Genomic DNA, 20,913 nt, shown 5'->3' with positions numbered 1-20,913 from the left:
ATGCCCGGCGGTCACGTCAAGGGGCGCGTGCGGCCTGTGGAAACCCCCGGACCCCCGAGGTGAGGTCGCCTCAGGTCGCATCGCCCCTACGGGTCCGTACCTCTCGAGTCGGACGCACATCGGGACGCGAGGCTGACGTCAGGTGTGGCGGCCGCCACTACCGTCGAAGCGTGACTGTGATCGCGACCGAAAGCCTGAGCAAGCGGTTCCCGAGGGTGACCGCGCTTGACCGGCTCTCGTTGGACATCGGCCCCGGTGTGACCGGCCTGGTGGGCGCCAACGGAGCCGGCAAGTCCACGTTGATCAAGATCCTGCTGGGTCTGTCCCCCGCCACCGAGGGCCGTGCCGCCGTGCTCGGACTCGACGTGGCCACGAGCGGAGCGCAGATCCGCGAGCGCGTCGGCTACATGCCCGAGCACGACTGCCTGCCGCCCGACGTCTCGGCCACCGAGTTCGTCGTCCACATGGCGCGCATGTCGGGACTGCCGCCGACGGCCGCCCGCGAGCGCACCGCCGACACGCTGCGCCATGTCGGCCTCTACGAGGAGCGCTACCGCCCCATCGGCGGCTACTCGACCGGCATGAAGCAGCGCGTGAAGCTGGCGCAGGCCCTCGTCCACGACCCGCAGCTCGTCCTCCTCGACGAGCCGACGAACGGACTCGATCCGGTCGGCCGCGACGAGATGCTCGGCCTGATCCGCCGCATCCACACCGACTTCGGCATCTCGGTCCTGGTCACGTCCCATCTCCTCGGCGAACTGGAGCGCACCTGCGACCACGTCGTCGTCATCGACGGCGGCACGCTGCTGCGCTCCAGTTCCACGAAGGACTTCACGCAGACCACAGCCACCCTCGCGGTCGAGGTCACCGACTCCGAGACGCACCCCGACGGCACCGCCGCGCTGCGGGCCGCGCTCGCCGCGGCCGGGGTCACGCTGCACGAGCGGACCGAGGAGGGCCTGCCCGGCGCGGGCCACATCCTGCTGCTCGAGGCGGCCGGCGAGGAGACGTACGACATCGTCCGGGACACCGTCGCCGACCTCGGCCTCGGTCTCGTCCGGATGGAACAGCGCCGTCACCACATCGCGGAGGTCTTCCGCCCGCAGACGGCCGACCGGCCCATGGAGGTGCAGACCCGGTGAGCACGCAGACCCCCGGGGCCCCGGAGACCACGCGGATCCACAACATCGGGTACCGCACCTACGACGGCCCTCGCCTCGGCCGCGCCTACGCGCGCCGCTCGCTCTACTCGCAGTCGTTGCGCGGCGCGTACGGCCTCGGCCGCTCCGCCAAGTCCAAGGTCCTGCCGATGATCCTGCTCGGCATCATGTGCCTCGTGGCGGCGATCATGGTGGCCGTCGCGATCTCGGTGCCCTCGATGTCCGACCTGCCGGTGGAGTACACCCGCTACGCGATCATCATGCAGGCGCTGATCGCCCTGTTCCTGGCGGCGCAGGCACCGCAGTCCGTCTCACGCGACCTGCGGTTCAAGTCGGTCCCGCTGTACTTCTCGCGTCCCATCGAGCGCATCGACTACGTGGTCGCCAAGTTCGCGGCGATGGCCTCCGCGCTCTTCGTCCTCACGGCCACGCCGCTGGTCATCCTTTATCTGGGCGCGCTGCTCGCGAAGTTCGACTTCGCCGACCAGACGAAGGGCTTCGCGCAGGGCATGGTCTCCGTGGCTCTCCTCTCCGTCCTCTTCGGCGGCATCGGCCTCGTGCTCGCCGCCTTCACACCGCGGCGCGGTTTCGGCGTCGCCGCCGTGATCGCGACGCTCACCATCACCTACGGCGCCGTGTCCACGGTCCAGGCCATCGCCTGGGAGACCGGCTCGGCGGGCGCCGTCCCGTGGCTGGGCCTGTTCTCGCCGGTCACGCTCATCGACGGGGTGCAGACCGCGTTCCTCGGCGCCACGTCCGCCTTCCCGGGCGGCGAGGGCCCGGGAACCGGCGCCGGCGTCGTCTACCTCCTCGTCGTCCTCGCGCTCGTCGCCGGCTCGTACGCCGTGCTGATGCGCCGCTACCGGAAGGTCGGCCTGTGACAACGGTCAACATCGAGCACGCGTCGCGCTGGTTCGGCAACGTGGTGGCCGTCAACGACGTCACCATGGCGATCGGCCCCGGCGTCACCGGTCTCCTCGGCCCCAACGGCGCCGGAAAGTCCACCCTCATCAACATGATGGGCGGCTTCCTCGCCCCCTCCACCGGCACCGTCACTCTCGACGGCCGGCCGATCTGGCGCAACGAGTCGGTCTACCGGCAGATCGGCGTCGTCCCCGAGCGGGAGGCGATGTACGACTTCCTCACCGGCCGCGAGTTCGTCGTCGCCAACGCCGAACTGCACGGCCTGGGCGGCCGCGAGGCCGCACGGGCGCTCGCCACGGTCGAGATGGAGTACGCCCAGGACCGCAAGATCGCGACGTACAGCAAGGGCATGCGCCAGCGCGTGAAGATGGCTTCCGCGCTCGTCCACGACCCCGCCGTGCTGCTGCTGGACGAGCCGTTCAACGGCATGGACCCGCGCCAGCGCATGCAGCTCATGGACCTGCTGCGCCGCATGGGCGCGGACGGCCGTACCGTGCTGTTCTCCTCGCACATCCTGGAGGAGGTCGAGCAACTGGCCTCCCACATCGAGGTGATCGTCGCCGGGCGGCACGCGGCCAGCGGCGACTTCCGCCGGATCCGCCGCCTGATGACGGACCGCCCGCACCGCTATCTGGTCCGCTCCAGCGACGACCGGGCGCTCGCCGCCGCCCTGATCGCCGACCCGTCCACAGCCGGCATCGAGGTCGACCTCGGCGAGGGGGCGCTGCGCATCCAGGCCGTCGACTTCGGCCGGTTCACCGAGCTGCTGCCGAAGGTCGCGCGGGAGCACGGCATCCGGCTGCTCACGGTCTCGCCGTCCGACGAGTCCCTCGAATCGGTCTTCTCCTACCTCGTAGCGGCCTGAAAGGAGCTGTGACGTCCATGTACAACCCCACAGTCGCCCGGCTCACCTATCGGGCCGTGCTCGGCAGGCGCCGTGCCGCCATCCTGTTCGTGCTGCCCGCTCTGCTGCTGCTGATCGCCGCCGCCGTGCGGGCGTTCAACGGCGCGGACGACCAGGTCGCGGCCGACGTCCTGAGCGGGTTCGCCCTCGCCACGATGGTGCCGCTGATCGGCGTGATCGCGGGGACGGGTGCGATCGGCCCGGAGATCGACGACGGTTCGATCGTCTACCTGCTCGCCAAACCGGTGAAACGGCCGACGATCATCTTCACCAAGCTGATCGTGGCGATCGCCGTGACCATGGCCTTCTCGGCCGTCCCCACGTTCGTCGCCGGCTTCATCCTGAACGGCAACGGGCAGCAGATCGCCATCGCCTGCACCGTCGCGGCCCTGGTCGCCTCCATCGCGTACAGCGCCCTCTTCCTGCTGCTCGGCACGGTCAGCCGGCACGCGGTGGTCATCGGGCTCGTCTACGCCCTGGTGTGGGAGACGCTGTTCGGCAGCCTGGTCCCCGGGGCCCGGACGCTCAGCGTCCAGCAGTGGTCCCTGTCGCTGGCCGAGAGGATCGGCGGCGAGGGAATGATCGGCTCGGACGTCGGCCTGCCCGCCGCCGTGGCGCTGCTGGCAGGGGTGACCGTGGCGGCGACCTGGTACGCGGGCCAGAGGCTGCGCGTGCTCAAGCTCGCCGGCGAGGAGTGACGGTCGGCGCACGGCGGCCCCTGCCCGGTCGGGCGGGGGCCGGCCCGTTTTTCCTCTCCGGCTGCTGCCGGACAGCATGCATGTGTCCACAGACGGCGTCGCGGTGTACTTCGAAGTATCCACAGCTGTCATCAGGCAGATGACGTCTCGGCACCGTGAAGAGCTCACCGAGAACGGGATGCAGGTGTTGCGTGGCTCTGACCTGCGCGAATATCCGAGTGACAACTTGTCACTCTCATCCGAGGGTGTTGCGAGTTATCCACAGCGCCGCTCCAGCCTCACCCTCTTCACCCGCCGTGCCGTGCTCAACGTCGCCATGCTCCTGCGCGACAGCGACATCGCCCGGCGCGTGCGCACCTACCTCCTCGACGCGGAGGAGGGGTGGCGCGAGGGCTACGCATCGCTCGACCGCCGAGTCACCGACGCCGAGCACTGCCTCGCCGGTGTGGGCACCGCCCTGCGGGAGCTCGGCCCCGTCCTGAACCGGATGTCGCAGCGGCTCGACAGTCTCGACCAGCGACTGGATGCCACCAACCGTGTGGTCGGTGCGATGAGCAACCGGTTGTGCGAACTGTCCGACGACATGATCCGGATGGACGCGAGGATGGACGACTTCGCCCGCCGGCTCAGAGATCTCCGTCGCCGCAGGCGTCGCTGACCGCCCGCTGCTGACCACTCGGCCGGTCGGGCCTACGTCCACAGCCCGACCGTGTCCGGGCACGTAGCCCGATACGGCCGGGGCTGTGCGCCGCCTAGCGTCACACCCATGACGAACATCGCGATCATCGGCACAGGAAACGTCGCCAGAACACTCGCGGCCGGCGCCGCTCGCACCGGGCACGACGTGGTGCTCGGCTCCCGCGACCCGCAGAACAGGAAGGACCTGGACCACCCCGTGGTCCCCGTGGCCGAGGCGGCCGCACACGGGGACATCGTCGTCAACGCCACGCCGGGGACCTCCGAGAGCGTCGAACTCCTCGCCTCCGTGCGGCCGCAGCTGGTCGGCAAGGTGCTGCTCGACGTCACCGTCGCCCTGACGCCCGCCATGGAGCTGGTGCACCACAACGACAGCGTGGGGGAAATTCTCCAGCGGGCGCTGCCGGACACCAAGGTCGTCAAGACGCTGTGCACCATGGACGCCTCGGTCATGGTCCGTCCCGAGCTCCTGACCTCGCCCGGCACGGTCTTCCTGTCCGGGGACGACGCCGGGGCCAAGGAGCGTGTCGGCGAACTGCTGGAGGGCTTCGGCTGGCCGGCCGCGTCCCGGCTCGACCTCGGCGGCATCGCCACGGCCCGGGGCCAGGAGCACTTCGCGCTGCTGTTCGTGGGGGTGGCCACCGCGCTCGGCGCGCACGTCTTCAACGTGGAGGTCCTGCGGGCCCGCTGACGAGAAATCCGTTGGCGCCGAACGCCCCTACCGGGCAGAGTGGTTGAAGCCGGTACCGCACATCCGTGCGAGGTGCCGGTGCCACCGACCGGGAGAGGAGTGCGGCGATGACCGAGAGTTCGAGTCGAGGTCCGTTGTGCTCCCGTCGGGGCGGCACCGGGCAGGCCGCGGAGTAGTCATCACCCTCCGCACGGCCGCCCGGAGCGGCTGCCCAGGGGGCGGCCGCTTCGAGCGCGCATCCGCGCGGGCCGCCCCCCTCCCGGAGGATTGGCCGAGTGGTAAGGCAGCGGCTTGCTAAGCCGTCGTCAGGGCTCCGACCCTGCGCGCGTTCGATCCGCGCATCCTCCGCCGTCAGCCCCGGAGCAGATGCTCCAGGACCACCGCGATGCCGTCGTTCTCGTTCGACGCCGTGATCTCGTGGGCCACAGCCTTCAGTTCGTCGTGCGCGTTCGCCATCGCCACGCCGTGCGCGGCCCAGCCGAACATCGGTATGTCGTTCGGCATGTCGCCGAAGGCGATCGTGTCCGCGCCCCGCACGCCCAGCCGGCGCGCGGCCAGCGACAGGCCCGTGGCCTTGCTCAGGCCCAGCGGGAGGATCTCCACGATCCCGGCGCCCGCCATCACCACGTCCACGAGACTGCCGACCATCGCCCTGGCCACCGTCGCGAGCTCGTCGTCCTCCAGCGTCGGATGCTGGATGTAGACCTTGTTCAGCGGAGCGGCCCACAGGTCGGCCGGGTCCTTCATCGGCACGTACGGCAGCGGGCCTTCCTGCACCCGGTAGCCCTCGCCGATCAGCACGTCGCCGTCGAGCCCGTCCCGGCTCGCCGCCAGCAGCAGCGGGCCGACCTCCGCCTCGATCTTGGAGAGGGCGAGCCCGGCCAGCTGCCGGTCGAGGGTGACCGACGTCAGCAGCCGGTGCTCGCCCGCGTGGTAGACCTGCGCCCCCTGCCCGCACACGGCCAGGCCGTCGTAGCCGAGGTCGTCCAGGATGTGCCGCGTCCACGGCACCGCGCGCCCGGTGACGACGATGTGCGCGGCACCCGCCGCGGTGGCCGCGGCGAGCGCGTCACGGGTGCGCTCCGAGACCGTCTCGTCGCCACGCAGCAGCGTGCCGTCCAGGTCCGTCGCGACGAGCTTGTACGGGAAGGGGGCGGGACTCACTTGGAGATCGGCTCCAGCACCTCGCGGCCGCCGAGGTAGGGACGCAGGACCGCGGGGACGCGCACCGAACCGTCGGCCAGCTGGTGGTTCTCGAGGATCGCCACGATGGTGCGCGGCACGGCGCACAGCGTGCCGTTCAGCGTCGCCAGCGGCTGCACCTTCTTGCCGTCGCGCATGCGGACGGACAGGCGGCGCGCCTGGAAGCCGTCGCAGTTCGAGGCGGAGGTCAGCTCGCGGTACTTGCCCTGGGTCGGGATCCACGCCTCGCAGTCGTACTTGCGCGAGGCCGAGGCGCCGAGGTCACCGGTGGCGACGTCGATCACCTGGAACGGCAGTTCCAGGCCGGTCAGCCACTGCTTCTCCCACTCCAGCAGCCGCTTGTGCTCGGCCTCGGCGTCCTCCGGAGCGACGTACGAGAACATCTCGACCTTGTCGAACTGGTGGACCCGGAAGATGCCGCGGGTGTCCTTGCCGTACGTGCCGGCCTCGCGGCGGAAGCAGGGGGAGAAGCCCGCGTACCGCAGCGGCAGCTTGTCGCCGTCGATGATCTCGTCCATGTGGTACGCGGCGAGCGGGACCTCGGAGGTACCGACCAGGTAGTAGTCGTCCTTCTCCAGGTGGTACACGTTCTCCGAGGCCTGGCCGAGGAAGCCGGTGCCCTCCATGGCGCGCGGGCGGACCAGCGCGGGGGTGAGCATCGGGACGAAGCCGGCCTCGGTCGCCTGGGCGATCGCTGCGTTGACGAGGGCGAGTTCCAGGAGGGCGCCGACGCCGGTCAGGTAGTAGAAGCGCGAGCCGGAGACCTTGGCGCCGCGCTCGACGTCGATGGCGCCGAGCGCCTCGCCGAGCTCCAGGTGGTCCTTGGGCTCGAAGCCCTCGGCGGCGAAGTCGCGGATGGTGCCGTGCGTCTCCAGGACGACGAAGTCCTCCTCGCCGCCGACCGGAACGTCCGGGTGGACGATGTTGCCGAGCTTGAGCAGGAGCTGCCTGGTCTCCTCGTCGGCGTCGTTCTGCGCGGCCTCGGCGGCCTTGACGTCGGCCTTGAGCTGCTCGGCCTTCTTCAGAAGCTCGGCGCGCTCCTCGGGAGAGGCCTTGGGGATGAGCTTGCCGAGCGACTTCTGCTCGGAACGCAGCTCGTCGAAGCGGAGGCCCGAGGACCTTCGCCGCTCATCGGCGGAGAGAAGTGCGTCGACGAGGTCGACATCCTCTCCACGGGCGCGCTGGGAGGCGCGAACACGGTCGGGGTCCTCACGGAGCAGGCGAAGGTCAATCACCCCACCAGGCTACCGGTGCCGACTCGGGCCCACCCCACCCGATACTGCATTGCGTGTCACTTTGCCCGAATTGCCGGAATTGATAAAGGCGAGGCAATTCCTCGCCCCGGGCGCCAATTCTCCAGGCCCCCGTCCGGATCGTGGACCGCTTGTCCACAGGTGTTCGGCGGGAAGCGCGGTTATCCACAGGGTGTGCGAACCGTCTGTGGACTATGGAATTGATCATTCCGAAAGGCGCATGAGTGCCCGAGGATTCGCTGATCAAACCGTCCCCACACACTCATTCGGGTGGGAATTCCTCGCCCTGAAGGGTTGATCAATGGAAAGAGGGTGACAGGGGCCGACCTGCCGCTCTGTGGAGGGAAGGGGGAGTCCTGGGCCGATTTGTCGACGATGCGGTGATGCGTTGTCGACTTGTCCCCAGGTCGAGAAGCGCGCCTGTGGATAAGTTCTGTGGACAACGAAAATCTGCCGGTACGACTCAGTCCTGTGCGCGGCCGTCCTGGCAGCGCGCCAGCCAGTCGGACGCGGCGGTGAACTCGGCGTCCGACGTCCCCGCGCGCAGCGGACGCACCTGCTCGGGCGCCACCCCGGCCCTGGGGTAGGAGCCGAGGAACCGGACCTCCTGGCAGATCCGCTTCAGGCCCATCAGCGCCTCGCCCACCCGGCGGTCCGAGACGTGGCCCTCGGCGTCGATGGCGAAGCAGTAGTTCCCGATGCCCGCGCCGGTCGGCCGCGACTGGAGCAGCATCAGGTTGACCCCGCGTACGGCGAACTCCTGGAGCAGCTCCATCAGCGCACCCGGATGGTCCTCGCGCTGCCAGATCACCACGGACGTCTTGTCCGCGCCCGTCGGCGCCGCCGGCCGGGCCGGCCGGCCCACCAGCACGAACCGCGTCTCGGCGTTCTCGGCGTCGTGGATCTCGGTGACCAGCGCCTCCAGCCCGTACGTCGCCGCGGCGAACGCGCCCGCGAAGGCGGCGTCGAACCGTCCCTCCTGGACGAGCCGCGCCCCGTCCGCGTTCGACGCGGCCGACTCCCACAGCGCGTCCGGCAGATGGGCGCGCAGCCAGTTGCGCACCTGCGGCTGGGCCACCGGGTGGCCGGTCACCGTCTTGATCTCGGAGAGCTCGGTGCCCGGGCGCACGAGCAGCGCGAAGGCGATGGGCAGGACGACCTCGCGGTAGATCATCAGCGGCTCGCCCGACGCCAGTTCGTCGAGGGTGGCCGTGACGCCGCCCTCCACGGAGTTCTCGATCGGCACGAGCGCCGCCGCGGCCTCACCCGCCCGTACGGCGTCGAGTGCGGCGGGCACCGAGACCATCGGGACGAGCTCCCGGGTCGCGGCTTCCGGCAGGGTACGCAGGGCGGCCTCCGTGAAGGTGCCCTCGGGACCGAGATACGTGTAGCGCGTGGCCGACATACCGTCACCCTAATGCGCCGCGGACCCGCCCGTACGCCTCCCGCTCAGCCCTCCAGCAGTCGCTGCCCCACGTACTCGCCCTTCGCCGGCCCGCCCGGCACCGCGAACAGTCCGCTCGCCTCGTGCCGGATGAACGGCGACAGCGCGTCGCCCCGGTCGAGCTTGCGCTGCACCGGCACGAAGCCGCGCAGCGGGTCGGCCTGCCAGCAGACGAAGAGCAGCCCCGCGTCGGGCGTCCCGTCGGCGTCGATCCCGTCGTGGAAGGAGAAGGGCCGCCGCAGCATCGCGGCGCCGCCGTTCTGCTCGGGCGCGGAGATGCGCGCGTGCGCGTTGTCGGGGATCACGAGCCTTCCGTCGGGACCGGTCTCGTCGAGGGCGAGCTCCGTCGTCTCCGTACCGCCCGTCAGCGGAGCGCCGTCGGACTTGCGGCGGCCGATGACCTGCTCCTGCTTCCTCAGCGACAGCTTCTCCCAGTCGTCGAGCAGCATCCGGATGCGGCGCACGACGGCGTACGAACCGCCCGCCATCCAGGCGTGCTCGGTCGCCTGCGGCACGAAGACCCGCTGCCGGAAGTCCGGTTCGGACGGATTGGGGTTGCCGGTGCCGTCGATCTGGCCCATCAGGTTGCGGGCGGTCATCGGCTTCGCGGTCGCGCCGGGGGAGCGGTTGAAGCCGTTCATCTGCCAGCGCACCCGCGCGGCCCCGCCCGCCGACTTCTGGATCGCGCGCAGCGCGTGGAAGGCGACGAGCGCGTCGTCCGCGCCGATCTGCACCCACAGATCGCCGTCGGAGCGCTTCGGGTCGAGACGGTCCGAGGAGAAGGCCGGCAACGGGTCCAGCTGCACGGGGCGTTCGGCGATCAGGGACGTACGGTCGAAGAAGGTACGGCCGAACCCGAAGGTGACGGTCAGCGACGACGGCCCGGCGTCGAGCGCGACGCCCGTGTCACCGTCCCCCGCGGGCCGCCCCGCCATCAGCTCCGCCGCCAGGGCCGACCAGCGCCTCATCAGCGCGGCCGCCTCCTTGCGCCCGGCGCCGGGCGCGAGGTCGAAGGCGACCAGATGCCCGTGGGCCTGCTGCGGGTCGGTGATCCCCGCCTGGTGCCTGCCGTGGAAGGCGACGCCGGTGGCGCCGACCGAGGTCAGCGGCGTCGGGGCGTCCGACGAGGCGGCGTAGGCGGCGGCGCCGCCCGCGGCGCCGGACACGAGCCCGGTCGCGCCCGCGGCGCCGGCGGCGCCGAGCACCCGCCGCCTGGAGATGTCGTTGTCGCTCACTGGGTTCAGCCGATCCTGATGTTCTTGTCGACGGTGGTCTGGTCGATGTCGGAGGTGCGCACGGTCACCTTGACCTGCCAGTCGCCGGGCATCGGGATCTGGACCGCACTCGCGCTCCAGTGTCCCGCCGCCACCCGGTCCGGCGTGATGGGCAGCGGGCCGATCTCCTTGGCCTGCAGGGTGAACGAGACCTTCAGCTCGGGGGCGTCCAGCGGTTCGCCGTCCGGCGTCTCCGTCCACACGTGCATCTCGCTCGCGCCCGGCTGCGCGGGGTCGAGGCTGAGCCGTACGGTGCCCTTGCCCTGTTCGCCGCCCGTGTCGAAGGGCAGCTCGATCTCGACGGGTCCGGTGGCCTGGGGAGCGGCCGACCGCTCGCCGCCGCGCGCGGCATCCTCCTCCGTACGCCCCGGCTCGGTCGACGTGAGCACCGTCGTCACGGCCAGCAGCACGACCGCGACCGCGGTCTCGGCCAGCACGGTACGGCGCAGTCCGGAGCGCTCGGCGTCGGCGTCCCTGGTGCGCCTGCGTTCGGCCGTGGCCATCGCGGCCTTCTGGCGGGCGAGTTGAGCGGCGCGGACGGAGTCGGCCGGCTCGGCGTCGGCGTCCTCGGCGGGGTCGTCCTCCGCGTTCTTCTCGTCGTCTGCGGGTCCGGCCGCCGTGACCTCGGACAGGCGCGTGGTCCAGCGCCGCGAGATCCACGCGACGGCGACCAGCACCACCACGAGGCCGATCTTGAGCAGGAGCAGCTGTCCGTACCGCGTTCCGGTGAGCGCCGACCACGAGCCGACCTGCCGCCACGACTGGTAGAGCCCGGTCGCCGCCAGCACCACGACGCTCCAGAACGCGGCTGTGGAGAACCGCTGTACGGCCTCGCGCTCCACGGACGGCGCGCGGTACAGCGCCACCAGCAGCGTGGCCAGACCACCCAGCCAGACCGCGACGGCCAGCAGGTGCAGGACGTCCACCGGCATCGCGATCCCCGGCTGGATGCCGGTGGACGCGTGCTCCGACAGCGCCCAGGTCGCGGCGATCCCGGCCGCGACGACCGAGCCGCCCAGGGCGAGCCCGAAGGTGAGGTCCTTGCGTTCCTCCTCGCCCTCGCGCGCATCGGCCGGCCGGCGCGGAGCGCCGTCGGACAGGGGGGTGGGAAACGAGCGGGCATAGGCGCCGAAGAGCACCGCGACGAAGAGCGCGGCCGCTCCGAGCAGCAGCAGCCGGGAGACGAGCGCGGCGCCGGTCTTCGTCTCCAGGACGTCCCCCAGCCCGCCGAGGTCGAGCGCGTCCGCGAGCTCGCCGGAGCCGGTGTACGGCGAACGCAGCAGCAGCATCGCCAGCGTGGCTGCGGTCAGCGTGACCCACCCCTGGGCGACGAGACGCTGCACGGGCCGCACCGACGCACCGCGCCGCCAGCACAGGAGCACGAAGGCCGCACCACCCGTGAGCAGGACGAAGCCCGCGTACGCGGCGTAGCGCGCGATCCCGTACAGCAGGCCGACGACCCCGCCGCCGGCCTCCTGGTCGGGCAGCGCGACGGTGGTCTTCGACGGCGCGCCGATGGAGAAGGTGAAGGCCCCGGAGACCGGGTGGCTGTCGGCGGAGACCGCCTTCCAGGCCACGGTGTACGTGCCGTTCGGCAGACCCGCGTGCAGGGGGACGCCGTACCTGACGGTGCCGCCGGAGCCGAGGTCGCGGATCTCGGCCGTGTCGGCGCGCTTGCCGCTCGGTTCGAGCACGCGGATTGAGTCGTCGCCCATGGCGATCTGCTCGGAGAAGGTGAGCGTGACCTCCTTGGGCGCGGTGGCCACCACCGCCCCGTCCTTCGGGTCGCTCGTGATCAGCGCGGCGTGCGCCGACGCGGGGCCCGCACCGGCCAGCAGAGCGCCGACGAGCGTGCCGGCGAGCACGATCGCGGCGAGCAGTCGCCGCAGCGGGGACGGGCCGAAGCGCGGGGCGGTGGCTGTCATCATGCGATCAGTCCCTCACTGCTTCTGCGGGTTGTAGGTGGTCTCCTTGACGGGGACCTCCACCGTGATCGGGTCCGACTTCTCGAAGTGCAGCTCGACCGCGACCTTGTCGCCCTGCTTCGGCCGCTGCTTGAGCGCCATGAACATGATGTGGCTGCCGCCGCGTTCGAGATCGAGCGTGCCGTCCGCGGGGATGTCGAACGACGCCACCTCGCGCATCTTCCGGTCCGTCGTCCGGTGGATCGTGACGTCGTCCGAGATGTCGCTCGTGACCGAGGTGAGCGTGTCCGCGCTCCCCCCGCTGTTCTCGACGGTGAGGAACCCGGCGGCCATGTCGTCGACGGGCTGCGGCATGAAGGCGCCGCTGACCGCCAGCTCCGGCCCGGCGTCCGCCGAGCAGCCCGACAGTGCCAGACCGGCGCTCACGGCGACGGCGACGGCCAGGGACGTACGCCGGCGGATCACGGCCTCTCGCCCTTGATCAGCGCGGGCAGGTCCTTCGCCCAGTCGTCGGCCGTGGTGTCCTCGCCGTACAGGACGTAGCCCTTGTCGGTCTTCGGAGAGAAGGCGATGACCTGAGCGCCGTGCATGGAGACGACGGTGCCGTCCTTCTCCTTCTTCGGCGGGTCGATGCCGATGCCGATCGCGCGTGCGCCCGCCTGGATGGCCGGGAACTCGCCGGTCAGGCCGATGAAGGACGGGTCGCCCGCGCTCGGCAGCCACGTGCCGAGCTCGGCGGGGGTGTCGCGCTCGGGGTCGGTGGTGACGAAGACGACCTGGAGCTTGTCCTGGTCGGCCTTGGGCAGCTGCTTCCTGGCGATGGAGATGTTGCTCATCGTCAGCGGGCAGACGTCGGGGCAGTGGGTGTAGCCGAAGTAGATCAGGGTCGGCTTGCCCTTGGTCCGCTCCCGCAGGTCGAACGTCTCGCCACGGGTGTCGGTCAGGACGAGGTCCGGCTTGGCGTACGGCTTGTCGAGCACCGTCGCGGCCGCGGTCCTCTCCTGCGCCGAGACGTCGAAGTTGGGCTTGGCGGCCCCTTCGTCACCGGTGGCGCAGGCGGACAGGGTGAGCCCGGCGGCCACGACGAGCGCGGCCGCGAGCAAGGTGTTCTTACGCATTGAGCAGGTTCCAGACGTGGTGGACGGCGTTTCAGGAGCTGCGGCGGCGTCCGGCGAGGACGCCGAAGGCGACCCCCGCCGCGCCGACGACGATGCCGACGACGCCCAGGATGCGGGCCGTGGTGTCGCTGCCGCCGGACGAGGAGGCCGCCGCGGACTCGCTGTGCGCGCCCTCGTCGTCGTGTCCGCCGTTCTTGTTCTCGGCCGAGGCGTCCGTCGCACCCGTGCCGTGGTGGTCCTCGGTCGCCGCGGAGAGCTTCAGCACGGGAGCGGGGGACTCGGGCTCCTCGCCGCCCTCCTTCGGCTCCTCGATCCAGCGCACGACCTCCTTGTTGTCGTACGTCTGGAGCGCCTTGAAGACCATCTGGTCGGCGGCCTCGGGCAGCTGACCGAGGGAGAGCGGGAACTGCTGGAACTGGCCGGGGCCGATCTTCGAGCCGTCCGCGGTCCAGGTGACCTTGGAGACGGCCTCGGTGATCTGCTTGCCGTGCACCTCGAGCGGCTTGTCGAGCTTCGCCTTGGTGACCTCGACCTTCCAGCCGGGCACCGGCTGCGGCATGACGGACGCCAGCGGGTGCTCGGTGGGCAGGCTGACCTCGAGCTTGACGGTCGAGGCGTTGTCGCGCTCGTTGGGGACCTTGAAGTTGACGGTCGCGTAGCCGCCCTTGGCGGCCTCGCCCTGCGGCTGCACGCTGACGTGCGCACAGGCGGCGCCGGAGAAGACGACGACGGAGGCTGCGGCGACGACGGCAGCGGCGGCAGCGCGGTAGACGTTCATGCTGGCAAACACTCCACGGTGAAGGAGAGACGAGGTGCGCCGGCGCACGGGCGTGCGCGGGCGCGGCGGCTCCGCTCCCGTCGAGCGAGCCGCGATCAGGCGCTGAGGACGAATACGCGCGGCGGCCCGCGCCTGATCACCGTGTGCTGAAGAACCTCGCCGGCAGTCGGCGGGGGCGGTCCTGCCGTGTGCGCCGACGGGCGGGGCAGGCGCCCCGGCGCGCCGGGCAGACCGGCGCGCAGGGCCCGTACGAGCACGACGGCCGCACGCAGGGCGCGCAGCCGCGCCGCACCGGCGACCTCGTGGGCCGAGCCGGCGGACAGCAGCATGAGCCGCAGCAGCGCAGCGTCCCCGCGCCGCAGCAGCAGTCCGGTCGCGATCCCGGCCAGCAGGTGTCCGAGCACCATGGCCAGCGAGGGCGCCTCCGGCCCCGTGGCCGCCGCTTCGGCGAGATGCGCGTGACCGGTGTGCGCGGCCGGGTCGATGCCCGCCATGGTGACGATGCGCCGCGCGTCGGAGGGAGTGAGGGAGGCGGCGCCCGCACCGCAGACCAGCTTTGCGGCCGTTCTGATCAGCGCTTCGTCGGCGGTCTGCGCGAGGTGCAGCCTGCTCTGCCCGATGCCGAACAGGGAGTGCAGACCGAGCTGTCCGGCGGTCAGCACGGCCGCGATGGCCGGCAGCGAACGCTCCCGCCCCGCGAACGGCACGACCAGCGCGAAGACCCCGGCGCTCCCGACCACGAGCGTCCACAGCGCAACCGCCTCGCAGGCGGCGAGCACATGCCCGGTCGCGGACAGCACGACGCAGACCGCGGTGAACACCGCGGCCCTCAGAAGCCGCAGACCGGCTCCGGCACGTGCGTGGCGCGTGGACGACATGGCCGGGTCATCATCGCACTGCGCCGTTCGCGTCCGTACGGCAGGTCCGGAAGATCCCCTTTGCGGACCGGGTCCGTCGGCATACACCGCGAAGCCCGGCTTCGCATCCGCCGAACGAGGGCTGTCGCGGTGACCCTGTGCTTACCGAATGTGCCCGCGGGCAATACGTATCGGTATGTCGAGCCGCGGCCGGGAGGCTGAGCATGAGCATCTGGTGGTCCCTCCATCTGCGGCGCGAGGCTGCGAGCGTGCCGCTCGCCCGCCGTCTGCTGCTCGGCGCCATGGAGACCGCGGGCGTCGACCCTGACGTCTCCTACGACCTGTCGGTGGCCCTGACCGAGGCGTGTGCGAACGCCGTGGAACACGGCGGCGGCGCCGACGCGCGCGGCGCGTCGGCGGGATACCGGGTGACGGCCTTCCTGGACGGCGAGAAGTGCCGTATCGAGGTGGCGGATTCGGGGCCGGGGTTCGTCCCGCGGCGCGGTTCGCTGTGCGGGCACACCGCACCCTCCACGGCGGAGAGCGGCCGGGGGCTCTGTCTGATCGAGCAGCTCGCGGACCACGTCCATGTGCGCAGCCGACCGGGCCGTGGCGCGGTGGTGAGCTTCGACAAGATCCTTAAATGGCGCGAGGGCGCGCTGCTCGGAGTCTCCTGAGCGGCGCGCCCTCGCTGTCGGTCCCGGATCAGTCCCTGCGCAGGCCGGCCATCCAGGCCTCGACCTCGTCGGCCCGGCGCGGGAGGGCGGCGGAGAGGTTCCGGTTGCCGTCCTCGGTGACGAGGATGTCGTCCTCGATGCGGACGCCGATGCCGCGGTACTCCTCGGGCACGGTGAGGTCGTCCGCCTGGAAGTACAGGCCGGGCTCGACGGTCAGGCACATGCCGGGCTCGAGGGTGCCGTCGACGTAGCTCTCGGTGCGCGCGGCGGCGCAGTCGTGGACGTCCATGCCGAGCATGTGGCCGGTCCCGTGGAGGGTCCAGCGGCGCTGGAGGCCGAGCTCCAGGACGCGCTCGACGGGGCCTTCGACCAGGCCCCATTCGACGAGCTTCTCGGCCAGGACGTGCTGGGCGGCGTCGTGGAAGTCGCGGTACTTGGCGCCGGGCCTGACCGCGGCGATGCCGGCTTCCTGGGCCTCGTACACGGCGTCGTAGATCTTGCGCTGGATGTCGGTGTAGCGGCCGTTGACCGGCAGGGTGCGGGTGACGTCGGCGGTGTAGAGGGTGGTGGTCTCCACACCGGCGTCGAGCAGGAGCAGGTCGCCGGAGCGCACGGGTCCGTCGTTGCGGACCCAGTGCAGGGTGCAGGCGTGGGGGCCGGCTGCGGCGATGGTGCCGTAGCCGACGTCGTTGCCCTCGACGCGGGCGCGCAGGAAGAAGGTGCCCTCGATGTAGCGCTCGCTGGTGGCCTGGGCCTTGTCGAGGACCTTGACGACGTCCTCGAAGCCGCGGGCGGTCGCGTCGCACGCCTTCTGCAGCTCGCCGATCTCGAAGTCGTCCTTGACCAGACGGGCCTCGGACAGGAAGACGCGCAGTTCCTCGTCGCGCTCGGCGGTGACCTTGTCGGTCAGGGCGGCCTCGATGCCGGCGTCGTGGCCGCGTACGACGCGGACCGGGCCGGTGGCCTCGCGCAGGCGGTCGGGCAGCTCGCGCACGTCGGAGGCGGGGACGCCGTAGAGCTGCTCGGCCTCGGTCAGCGAGTGGCGGCGGCCGACCCACAGCTCGCCCTGGCCGGACAGCCAGAACTCGCCGTTCTGACGGTCGGAGCGCGGCAGGAGGTGGATCGTGGCCCGGTGGCCCTCGCCCTCCGGCTCCAGGACCAGGACGCCATCCTCCGTCTGGTCACCGGTCAGGTACGCGTACTCGGTGGAGGCGCGGAAGCTGTACTCGGTGTCGTTCGAGCGGGTCTTCAGGTTGCCCGCGGGGATCACCAGGCGCTCGCCGGGGAACCGGGCGGACAGCGCCGCGCGGCGGGCGGCGGTCTGTGCGGCCTGCGCGACGGGCTCGAGATCCCGCAGTTCCGTGTCCGCCCAGCCGGTCGTCATGTTCTCGGCCAGCTCGTCGGACACGCCCGGGTACAGGCCGTTCTTGCGCTGCTTGATCGGCTGCTCGTCCTCTTCCGGGGTCTCCGGGGTGAGCTCCTCCGCCACGTCTGCCTCCTGGGCCTGTCGGCCTTCGCGATACGTCATGGGCCCCGGCCGCCGTTCCGGCAGCGTGGGGCGTCTCCATCGTATGTGCGAGGCAGGGCGGACCGGGGCGGTCCTGTGAGATGCGACGAATCAGTCGAAACGGGCGGCGAGCAGCACGACGTCCTCGCCGCCGTCCGCCCGGTCAAGCCCCTCCGGGAGCATCGTGTGCAGCACGTGGTCGGCGATCGCCGCGGGATCGTTCCTGGCGGCCTTCGGCACGCTCGCCGCTGCCGAGTGCAGCCGGGCGAAAGCCCGGTCCATCGGTTCGCCGGTTCGCCGGAGCAGTCCGTCGGTGTACAGCAGCACCGTTTCTCCTGGCTGCGGGGACAGCTCCACACTGGGCGCCTCCCAGCAGGCGAGCATGCCCAGAGGCGCCGACAGCGAGGTCTCGACGAACTCCGTGCGCAGGTCCCCGATCACCAGAGGCGGAGTGTGCCCGGCCCCGGCCAGGACGATCTTGCGGACGGCCGGCTCGGCGTATGCGAACAGGGCCGTCGCGGTGCGCGCGGGCTCGGTCAGACGCAGCAGCAGCTCCAGGTCGGAGAGGACCGCGACCGGGTCCTCGCCCTCCATCACGGCGTACGCCCGCAGGGACGCGCGCAGGCGGCCCATGGCGGCGAGGGCGCTCGGACCCGACCCGCTGACCGAGCCGACCGCCAGGCCGAGCGCGCCTTCGGGCAGCGGCAGCGCGTCGTACCAGTCGCCGCCCCCGCGCGGTCCGGCGCTGTGCCGGGCGGCGAGCCGGACGCCGGGCACCCGGGGCAGCCGGCTGGGCAGCAGCTCCTCGGCCACGGTCGCGACGGTGGCCCGGGCGCTCTCCAGCTCCAGGAGGCGGGCGAGGTGTTCGGTGGCGTAGCGCGTGTAGAGGCCGACGAGATGCGTCTGGCGCTCGACGGGTGCGGCCGGTTCGTCGTAGAACCACACGGCCGCGCCGAGCGTGCCGGACTCCTCGGTCGTCAGCGGTGACGTGTAGCTCGCGGCGTAGCCGAGGCGGACGGCGACCTCGCGGTGCAGCGGGTGCAGGGCGTCCTCGGCGAGCAGATCGGGATGCGCGACCGGTCGCGGAACGGTGGGTGCCGGACCGCCGCGCCGACGGCCTTCGAGGATCGATCCGTACGCCGTGACCTCGCGCGGCACGGTCTCGATGTGGCCGAGGTCGGCGCGGCTGAGGCCGAGGCCCTTGGTGCGCGCGGGGCCGCTGCCGGCGGCGAACGCGCCGTCGCGCGCGGGGTCGCCGGGAGGTTCGAGGACGACCATCCCGCGGCGGGCGCCGACCAGCGCGGCGCCGGCGCGCAGCAGTTCGTCGAGTGCGTCGTCGAGCGAGGCGGTCCGGATCAGCCGCTCGGTGAGCTCGTGGAGGGTGGTGAGGTCGGAGACCCAGCCGGCCAGCCGGTCCTGGATCACCGCGCCCGGGGCGGGCGGTGGGACGGGGGCGGGGGGCAGCGGGGCGGCAGTGTGCATCGGCGCGGGAACCGTTGAATCGATTCCGGCCACTTTCGGCAGGTGTGGGGCGCTCACGGCTGCCGGCTTTCCGGCAGGTGCGTTTCGCTCAATAGCATCGCAAACCCCCATGTCCATCTGCGCCGCTACCCATGCATCCACATCTACACGCACACGCAAGGTGATGTCCAGCATTGTCCCAGTGGGATTGATGGTGTCTGCGGGAGAGTTAACTTGGCTGAAAAAAGCACCCGATGGCGGATGTCTGCGGTCGACTGAGGGCGTTCGGCAGGGGGCCCCGGGGTGCAGACTCCAGGGGAAGCGTCATTGCAAGCGTGCTGGGTACGTGTACGTAGAGACGGTGATGGCCAGGGGCAGTTGGACCGCCCCCGGAACCTGGCAGCGGGCCCGAGCGTCTCAAAGCCAAAGGCCGCGCCCCATCCTCGAGTGGCGGCGAAAGTCAGAGCGGGACAGCAAGCGCCAGGCGCGCGCCACCCCTCGCCACGCGTTTAATGGACTACAGCCGACGTTCGGCCCCCGGGCGGCGATCCTGCCGCAGGTACGACAAGGGGGCGCCCATGCCAGCGGCACGGGCGGTGACGCGCCGATCAGTACGCATTTGTACGCACAGTGAAGTCATGTGCACGTTTTGTGATGTGGACCCCGGCGTTCAACGGAAAGGAACGAGCGCTCATGCGCGAGATCCTCGGAAGGCGACGCAGGCTCTGGTACCGGCGCAAGAAGGGGCCGATCCAGCTCGAAGCGGCGCTCACCTGCGCCGCCGAGTGGGGCTGGCCCGTGCTCCCCGGTGTGGGACTGAACGCCTCGGGGAGCAACTCCCCGGACGGCTCCGGAAGAAGCGGCGGTGACCGCGGGCGAGGATGCGCCTGTCCCGACCCCGAGTGTGTCGTTCCCGGCGCGCACCCCTTCGACCCAGGAATCCTGGCGGCCACCACCGACGAGCGGATGATCCGCTGGTGGTGGACCAACCGGCCCACCGCGCCGGTCGTGCTGGCCACGGGAGGCCGGGCGCCCTGCGCGCTGAGCCTGCCCGCGGTCCCGGCGGCCCGTGCGCTGGCCGTGCTCGACCGGATGGACATGCGGCTCGGGCCCGTCGTCGCCACGCCCACCCGCTGGTCGCTGCTGGTCGCCCCGTACAGCCTGGAGCAGCTGGGCGAGCTGCTGTTCGTCAAGGACTGCGTGCCCAGTTCGCTGCGCTTCCACGGCGAGGGCGGTTACCTGGTGCTGCCTCCCTCGGAGACGGGGGCCGGGCAGGTGCGCTGGGAGCGGGCGCCCCTTCCCGGGTCCGCCGCACCCTGGCTGCCGGACGTGGAGGCGGTCGTGGACGCACTGGTCGAGGCGACCGCGAGCAGCGCACCCGAGAGCGGTCTCTATCCGCCGGACGCGGGCGGAAGCAGCCGGCTCGCCTACTGAACGGTCCCTCCGCGGGCCCGGCCCCGGCCGGGCCCGCGTTCGTGGCCGGCGAGGTGTGGTGCTCCGCTGCCGTCACTCTTACGGGTAACAGCAGGGCCGACTTGTCACGGAATTGGGTGTGCGCCGTCCGGGGCGTCCGCATTTCGCGGATATCTTCGGGCAACCGTCAGGAATTTCCGCGCAGTCGGCAGGTGGGCCATGAATCTCCGCATGATCGGGCTCGCCGCCGTGGTGGTCGTCGCCGCGCTGGTCCCCCTCGCCGCGTCGGCCGGAACGGCCGGGGCCCCCGCTTCCGGATCGCCGTCGTCCGAGGAAGCGGAGGGCGGTGCGAAGAACGGCGCCGGTACCGGGGAAACGGCCGGGGTGCCGACTGCCGGGCTGCTCCCCGGGCTCGGTGCATCCGACGGGGTGGCCGGGACCGAAGGGGCGCATGGTACTGGAACCGGCGAGCGGGCCCCAGCACACACCTCCGAGCGATGTGGGCCGGAACTCGCCTCCCCCGACGGCGTCGAGGCGCAGACGTGCGTCCTGACCGACGGCGGCCGGACCTGGGCGCGTACGTATTACCGCAATGCGACGGGTGACGAATTGACATCCGTGCTGACCCTGATGGGGCCAGGCGGGCGTACCTGGCAGACGAACTGCCCGATCGAGGAGGGCGACGAGCCGGGCACCTGCGAAACCCCTCGGGAACGTTCGCTGGGGGCTGCCTCGCACTACTCCGCCGTCGCGGAGTTCGCCGCCGCGTGGGCCGGCGCCGACGCGGCGCTACTGCTGCGGTCAGGCAGCAACTCCCGTGCGAGCACGGGCCGTTGAAGAGTGAAACGCTCCTGGAAATGGAAGCGCCCGGTCGCTGGCGACGGGGGATGCACCAGCGACCGGGCTTCTAGAACGGTAACAAGAGATCTG

20 protein-coding genes and 1 tRNA gene are annotated in these 20,913 nt (G+C 71.4%); 10 read left to right on the top strand and 11 right to left on the bottom strand.

Annotated features, from left to right (window positions below; translation table 11 throughout):
* The first annotated feature begins 176 nt into the window (after nucleotides 1–176).
* From ACWD0A_RS01960 to ACWD0A_RS01930, 7 genes are all read left to right on the top strand, one after another.
* Nucleotides 177–1,142: an ABC transporter ATP-binding protein gene (locus ACWD0A_RS01960; protein ID WP_451294027.1), complete on the top strand. Its 966-nt coding sequence runs from the start codon at nucleotides 177–179 to the stop codon at nucleotides 1,140–1,142.
* Complete coding sequence (locus ACWD0A_RS01955) at nucleotides 1,139–2,041, top strand: ABC transporter permease (protein ID WP_451293693.1); 903 nt, start codon at nucleotides 1,139–1,141, stop codon at nucleotides 2,039–2,041. The genes ACWD0A_RS01960 and ACWD0A_RS01955 overlap by 4 nt, the downstream gene beginning before the upstream one ends.
* Nucleotides 2,038–2,949 (top strand): ABC transporter ATP-binding protein, encoded by a 912-nt coding sequence (locus ACWD0A_RS01950; protein ID WP_451293691.1) that lies wholly within the window; start codon nucleotides 2,038–2,040, stop codon nucleotides 2,947–2,949. The genes ACWD0A_RS01955 and ACWD0A_RS01950 overlap by 4 nt, the downstream gene beginning before the upstream one ends.
* 17 nt (nucleotides 2,950–2,966) lie before the next feature.
* Nucleotides 2,967–3,686 carry an ABC transporter permease subunit gene (locus ACWD0A_RS01945; protein ID WP_451293689.1) on the top strand — a complete coding sequence of 240 codons (720 nt, stop codon included), beginning with the start codon at nucleotides 2,967–2,969 and terminating at the stop codon, nucleotides 3,684–3,686.
* A gap of 61 nt (nucleotides 3,687–3,747) precedes the next feature.
* A complete protein-coding gene (locus tag ACWD0A_RS01940; RefSeq protein ID WP_451294025.1) occupies nucleotides 3,748–4,344 on the top strand; it encodes a hypothetical protein in 597 nt (198 codons plus the stop codon).
* 108 nt (nucleotides 4,345–4,452) lie between these two features.
* Nucleotides 4,453–5,073, top strand: a complete 621-nt coding sequence (locus tag ACWD0A_RS01935) for an NADPH-dependent F420 reductase (RefSeq protein ID WP_451293687.1) — start codon at nucleotides 4,453–4,455, stop codon at nucleotides 5,071–5,073.
* Between the two features lie 261 nt (nucleotides 5,074–5,334).
* A tRNA-Ser gene (locus ACWD0A_RS01930) sits at nucleotides 5,335–5,421 on the top strand.
* A 3-nt stretch (nucleotides 5,422–5,424) separates the two neighbouring features.
* Here the strand turns inward: ACWD0A_RS01930 and ACWD0A_RS01925 are convergent.
* The 9 genes from ACWD0A_RS01925 to ACWD0A_RS01885 all read right to left on the bottom strand — a co-directional run bounded on the left by ACWD0A_RS01925 (nucleotide 5,425) and on the right by ACWD0A_RS01885 (nucleotide 14,946).
* Entirely contained in the window at nucleotides 5,425–6,237 is an 813-nt protein-coding gene (locus ACWD0A_RS01925) for an HAD family hydrolase (RefSeq protein ID WP_451293685.1), read from the bottom strand.
* Complete coding sequence (gene serS, locus ACWD0A_RS01920) at nucleotides 6,234–7,511, bottom strand: serine--tRNA ligase (protein WP_451293683.1); 1,278 nt, start codon at nucleotides 7,509–7,511, stop codon at nucleotides 6,234–6,236. Before serS ends, ACWD0A_RS01925 begins: the two co-directional genes overlap by 4 nt.
* A 481-nt stretch (nucleotides 7,512–7,992) precedes the next feature.
* A complete protein-coding gene (pheA, locus tag ACWD0A_RS01915; RefSeq protein WP_307714604.1) occupies nucleotides 7,993–8,934 on the bottom strand; it encodes a prephenate dehydratase in 942 nt (313 codons plus the stop codon).
* 44 nt (nucleotides 8,935–8,978) lie between these two features.
* Nucleotides 8,979–10,208 (bottom strand): iron uptake transporter deferrochelatase/peroxidase subunit, encoded by a 1,230-nt coding sequence (efeB, locus tag ACWD0A_RS01910; protein ID WP_451293681.1) that lies wholly within the window; start codon nucleotides 10,206–10,208, stop codon nucleotides 8,979–8,981.
* 5 nt (nucleotides 10,209–10,213) lie between these two features.
* Nucleotides 10,214–12,172 carry a copper resistance protein CopC gene (locus ACWD0A_RS01905; RefSeq protein ID WP_451294023.1) on the bottom strand — a complete coding sequence of 653 codons (1,959 nt, stop codon included), beginning with the start codon at nucleotides 12,170–12,172 and terminating at the stop codon, nucleotides 10,214–10,216.
* A gap of 15 nt (nucleotides 12,173–12,187) precedes the next feature.
* Nucleotides 12,188–12,634 (bottom strand): copper chaperone PCu(A)C, encoded by a 447-nt coding sequence (locus tag ACWD0A_RS01900; RefSeq protein WP_451294021.1) that lies wholly within the window; start codon nucleotides 12,632–12,634, stop codon nucleotides 12,188–12,190.
* Nucleotides 12,634–13,290: an SCO family protein gene (locus ACWD0A_RS01895; protein ID WP_451293679.1), complete on the bottom strand. Its 657-nt coding sequence runs from the start codon at nucleotides 13,288–13,290 to the stop codon at nucleotides 12,634–12,636. The genes ACWD0A_RS01900 and ACWD0A_RS01895 overlap by 1 nt, the downstream gene beginning before the upstream one ends.
* A 31-nt stretch (nucleotides 13,291–13,321) precedes the next feature.
* Nucleotides 13,322–14,068, bottom strand: a complete 747-nt coding sequence (locus tag ACWD0A_RS01890) for a YcnI family copper-binding membrane protein (protein ID WP_451293677.1) — start codon at nucleotides 14,066–14,068, stop codon at nucleotides 13,322–13,324.
* 95 nt (nucleotides 14,069–14,163) lie between these two features.
* Entirely contained in the window at nucleotides 14,164–14,946 is a 783-nt protein-coding gene (locus ACWD0A_RS01885; protein ID WP_451293675.1) for a hypothetical protein, read from the bottom strand.
* A gap of 203 nt (nucleotides 14,947–15,149) precedes the next feature.
* On the opposite strand from ACWD0A_RS01885, the gene ACWD0A_RS01880 reads away from it, so the two are divergent.
* The gene (locus ACWD0A_RS01880) at nucleotides 15,150–15,602 is read left to right on the top strand and encodes an ATP-binding protein (protein WP_451293673.1); all 453 of its coding nucleotides are present in this window, start codon (nucleotides 15,150–15,152) and stop codon (nucleotides 15,600–15,602) included.
* Nucleotides 15,603–15,630: 28 nt separating this feature from the next.
* On the opposite strand, the gene ACWD0A_RS01875 is transcribed toward ACWD0A_RS01880, so the two are convergent.
* Complete coding sequence (locus tag ACWD0A_RS01875) at nucleotides 15,631–17,091, bottom strand: aminopeptidase P family protein (protein WP_451293671.1); 1,461 nt, start codon at nucleotides 17,089–17,091, stop codon at nucleotides 15,631–15,633.
* A gap of 129 nt (nucleotides 17,092–17,220) precedes the next feature.
* On the bottom strand, nucleotides 17,221–18,765 hold the full coding sequence (locus ACWD0A_RS01870) for a PP2C family protein-serine/threonine phosphatase (RefSeq protein WP_451293669.1): 1,545 nt from the start codon (nucleotides 18,763–18,765) through the stop codon (nucleotides 17,221–17,223).
* 498 nt (nucleotides 18,766–19,263) lie between these two features.
* Between ACWD0A_RS01870 and ACWD0A_RS01865 the strand changes: the two genes are divergently transcribed.
* Both ACWD0A_RS01865 and ACWD0A_RS01860 read left to right on the top strand, forming a co-directional pair.
* On the top strand, nucleotides 19,264–20,004 hold the full coding sequence (locus ACWD0A_RS01865; protein WP_451293667.1) for a bifunctional DNA primase/polymerase: 741 nt from the start codon (nucleotides 19,264–19,266) through the stop codon (nucleotides 20,002–20,004).
* 198 nt (nucleotides 20,005–20,202) lie between these two features.
* Entirely contained in the window at nucleotides 20,203–20,820 is a 618-nt protein-coding gene (locus tag ACWD0A_RS01860) for a hypothetical protein (protein WP_451293665.1), read from the top strand.
* Nucleotides 20,821–20,913 lie beyond the last annotated feature (93 nt).

This window comes from Streptomyces sp. NPDC002867 (assembly GCF_053591895.1).
Note: the sequence above shows the minus strand (reverse complement) of the source record. Positions and strands in the feature narration are given on the sequence as shown.

What these genes read in the sequence shown, in the direction of transcription:
- ACWD0A_RS01905 (WP_451294023.1), bottom strand. Translation starts at nt 12,172, where the DNA reads ATGACAGCCACCGCCCCGCGCTTCGGCCCGTCCCCGCTGCGGCGACTG.
- ACWD0A_RS01865 (WP_451293667.1), top strand. Translation starts at nt 19,264, where the DNA reads ATGCGCGAGATCCTCGGAAGGCGACGCAGGCTCTGGTACCGGCGCAAG.
- pheA (WP_307714604.1), bottom strand. Translation starts at nt 8,934, where the DNA reads ATGTCGGCCACGCGCTACACGTATCTCGGTCCCGAGGGCACCTTCACG.
- ACWD0A_RS01890 (WP_451293677.1), bottom strand. Translation starts at nt 14,068, where the DNA reads ATGAACGTCTACCGCGCTGCCGCCGCTGCCGTCGTCGCCGCAGCCTCC.
- ACWD0A_RS01895 (WP_451293679.1), bottom strand. Translation starts at nt 13,290, where the DNA reads ATGCGTAAGAACACCTTGCTCGCGGCCGCGCTCGTCGTGGCCGCCGGG.
- ACWD0A_RS01880 (WP_451293673.1), top strand. Translation starts at nt 15,150, where the DNA reads ATGAGCATCTGGTGGTCCCTCCATCTGCGGCGCGAGGCTGCGAGCGTG.
- ACWD0A_RS01860 (WP_451293665.1), top strand. Translation starts at nt 20,203, where the DNA reads ATGAATCTCCGCATGATCGGGCTCGCCGCCGTGGTGGTCGTCGCCGCG.
- ACWD0A_RS01935 (WP_451293687.1), top strand. Translation starts at nt 4,453, where the DNA reads ATGACGAACATCGCGATCATCGGCACAGGAAACGTCGCCAGAACACTC.
- ACWD0A_RS01885 (WP_451293675.1), bottom strand. Translation starts at nt 14,946, where the DNA reads ATGTCGTCCACGCGCCACGCACGTGCCGGAGCCGGTCTGCGGCTTCTG.
- ACWD0A_RS01945 (WP_451293689.1), top strand. Translation starts at nt 2,967, where the DNA reads ATGTACAACCCCACAGTCGCCCGGCTCACCTATCGGGCCGTGCTCGGC.
- ACWD0A_RS01870 (WP_451293669.1), bottom strand. Translation starts at nt 18,765, where the DNA reads ATGCTGGACATCACCTTGCGTGTGCGTGTAGATGTGGATGCATGGGTA.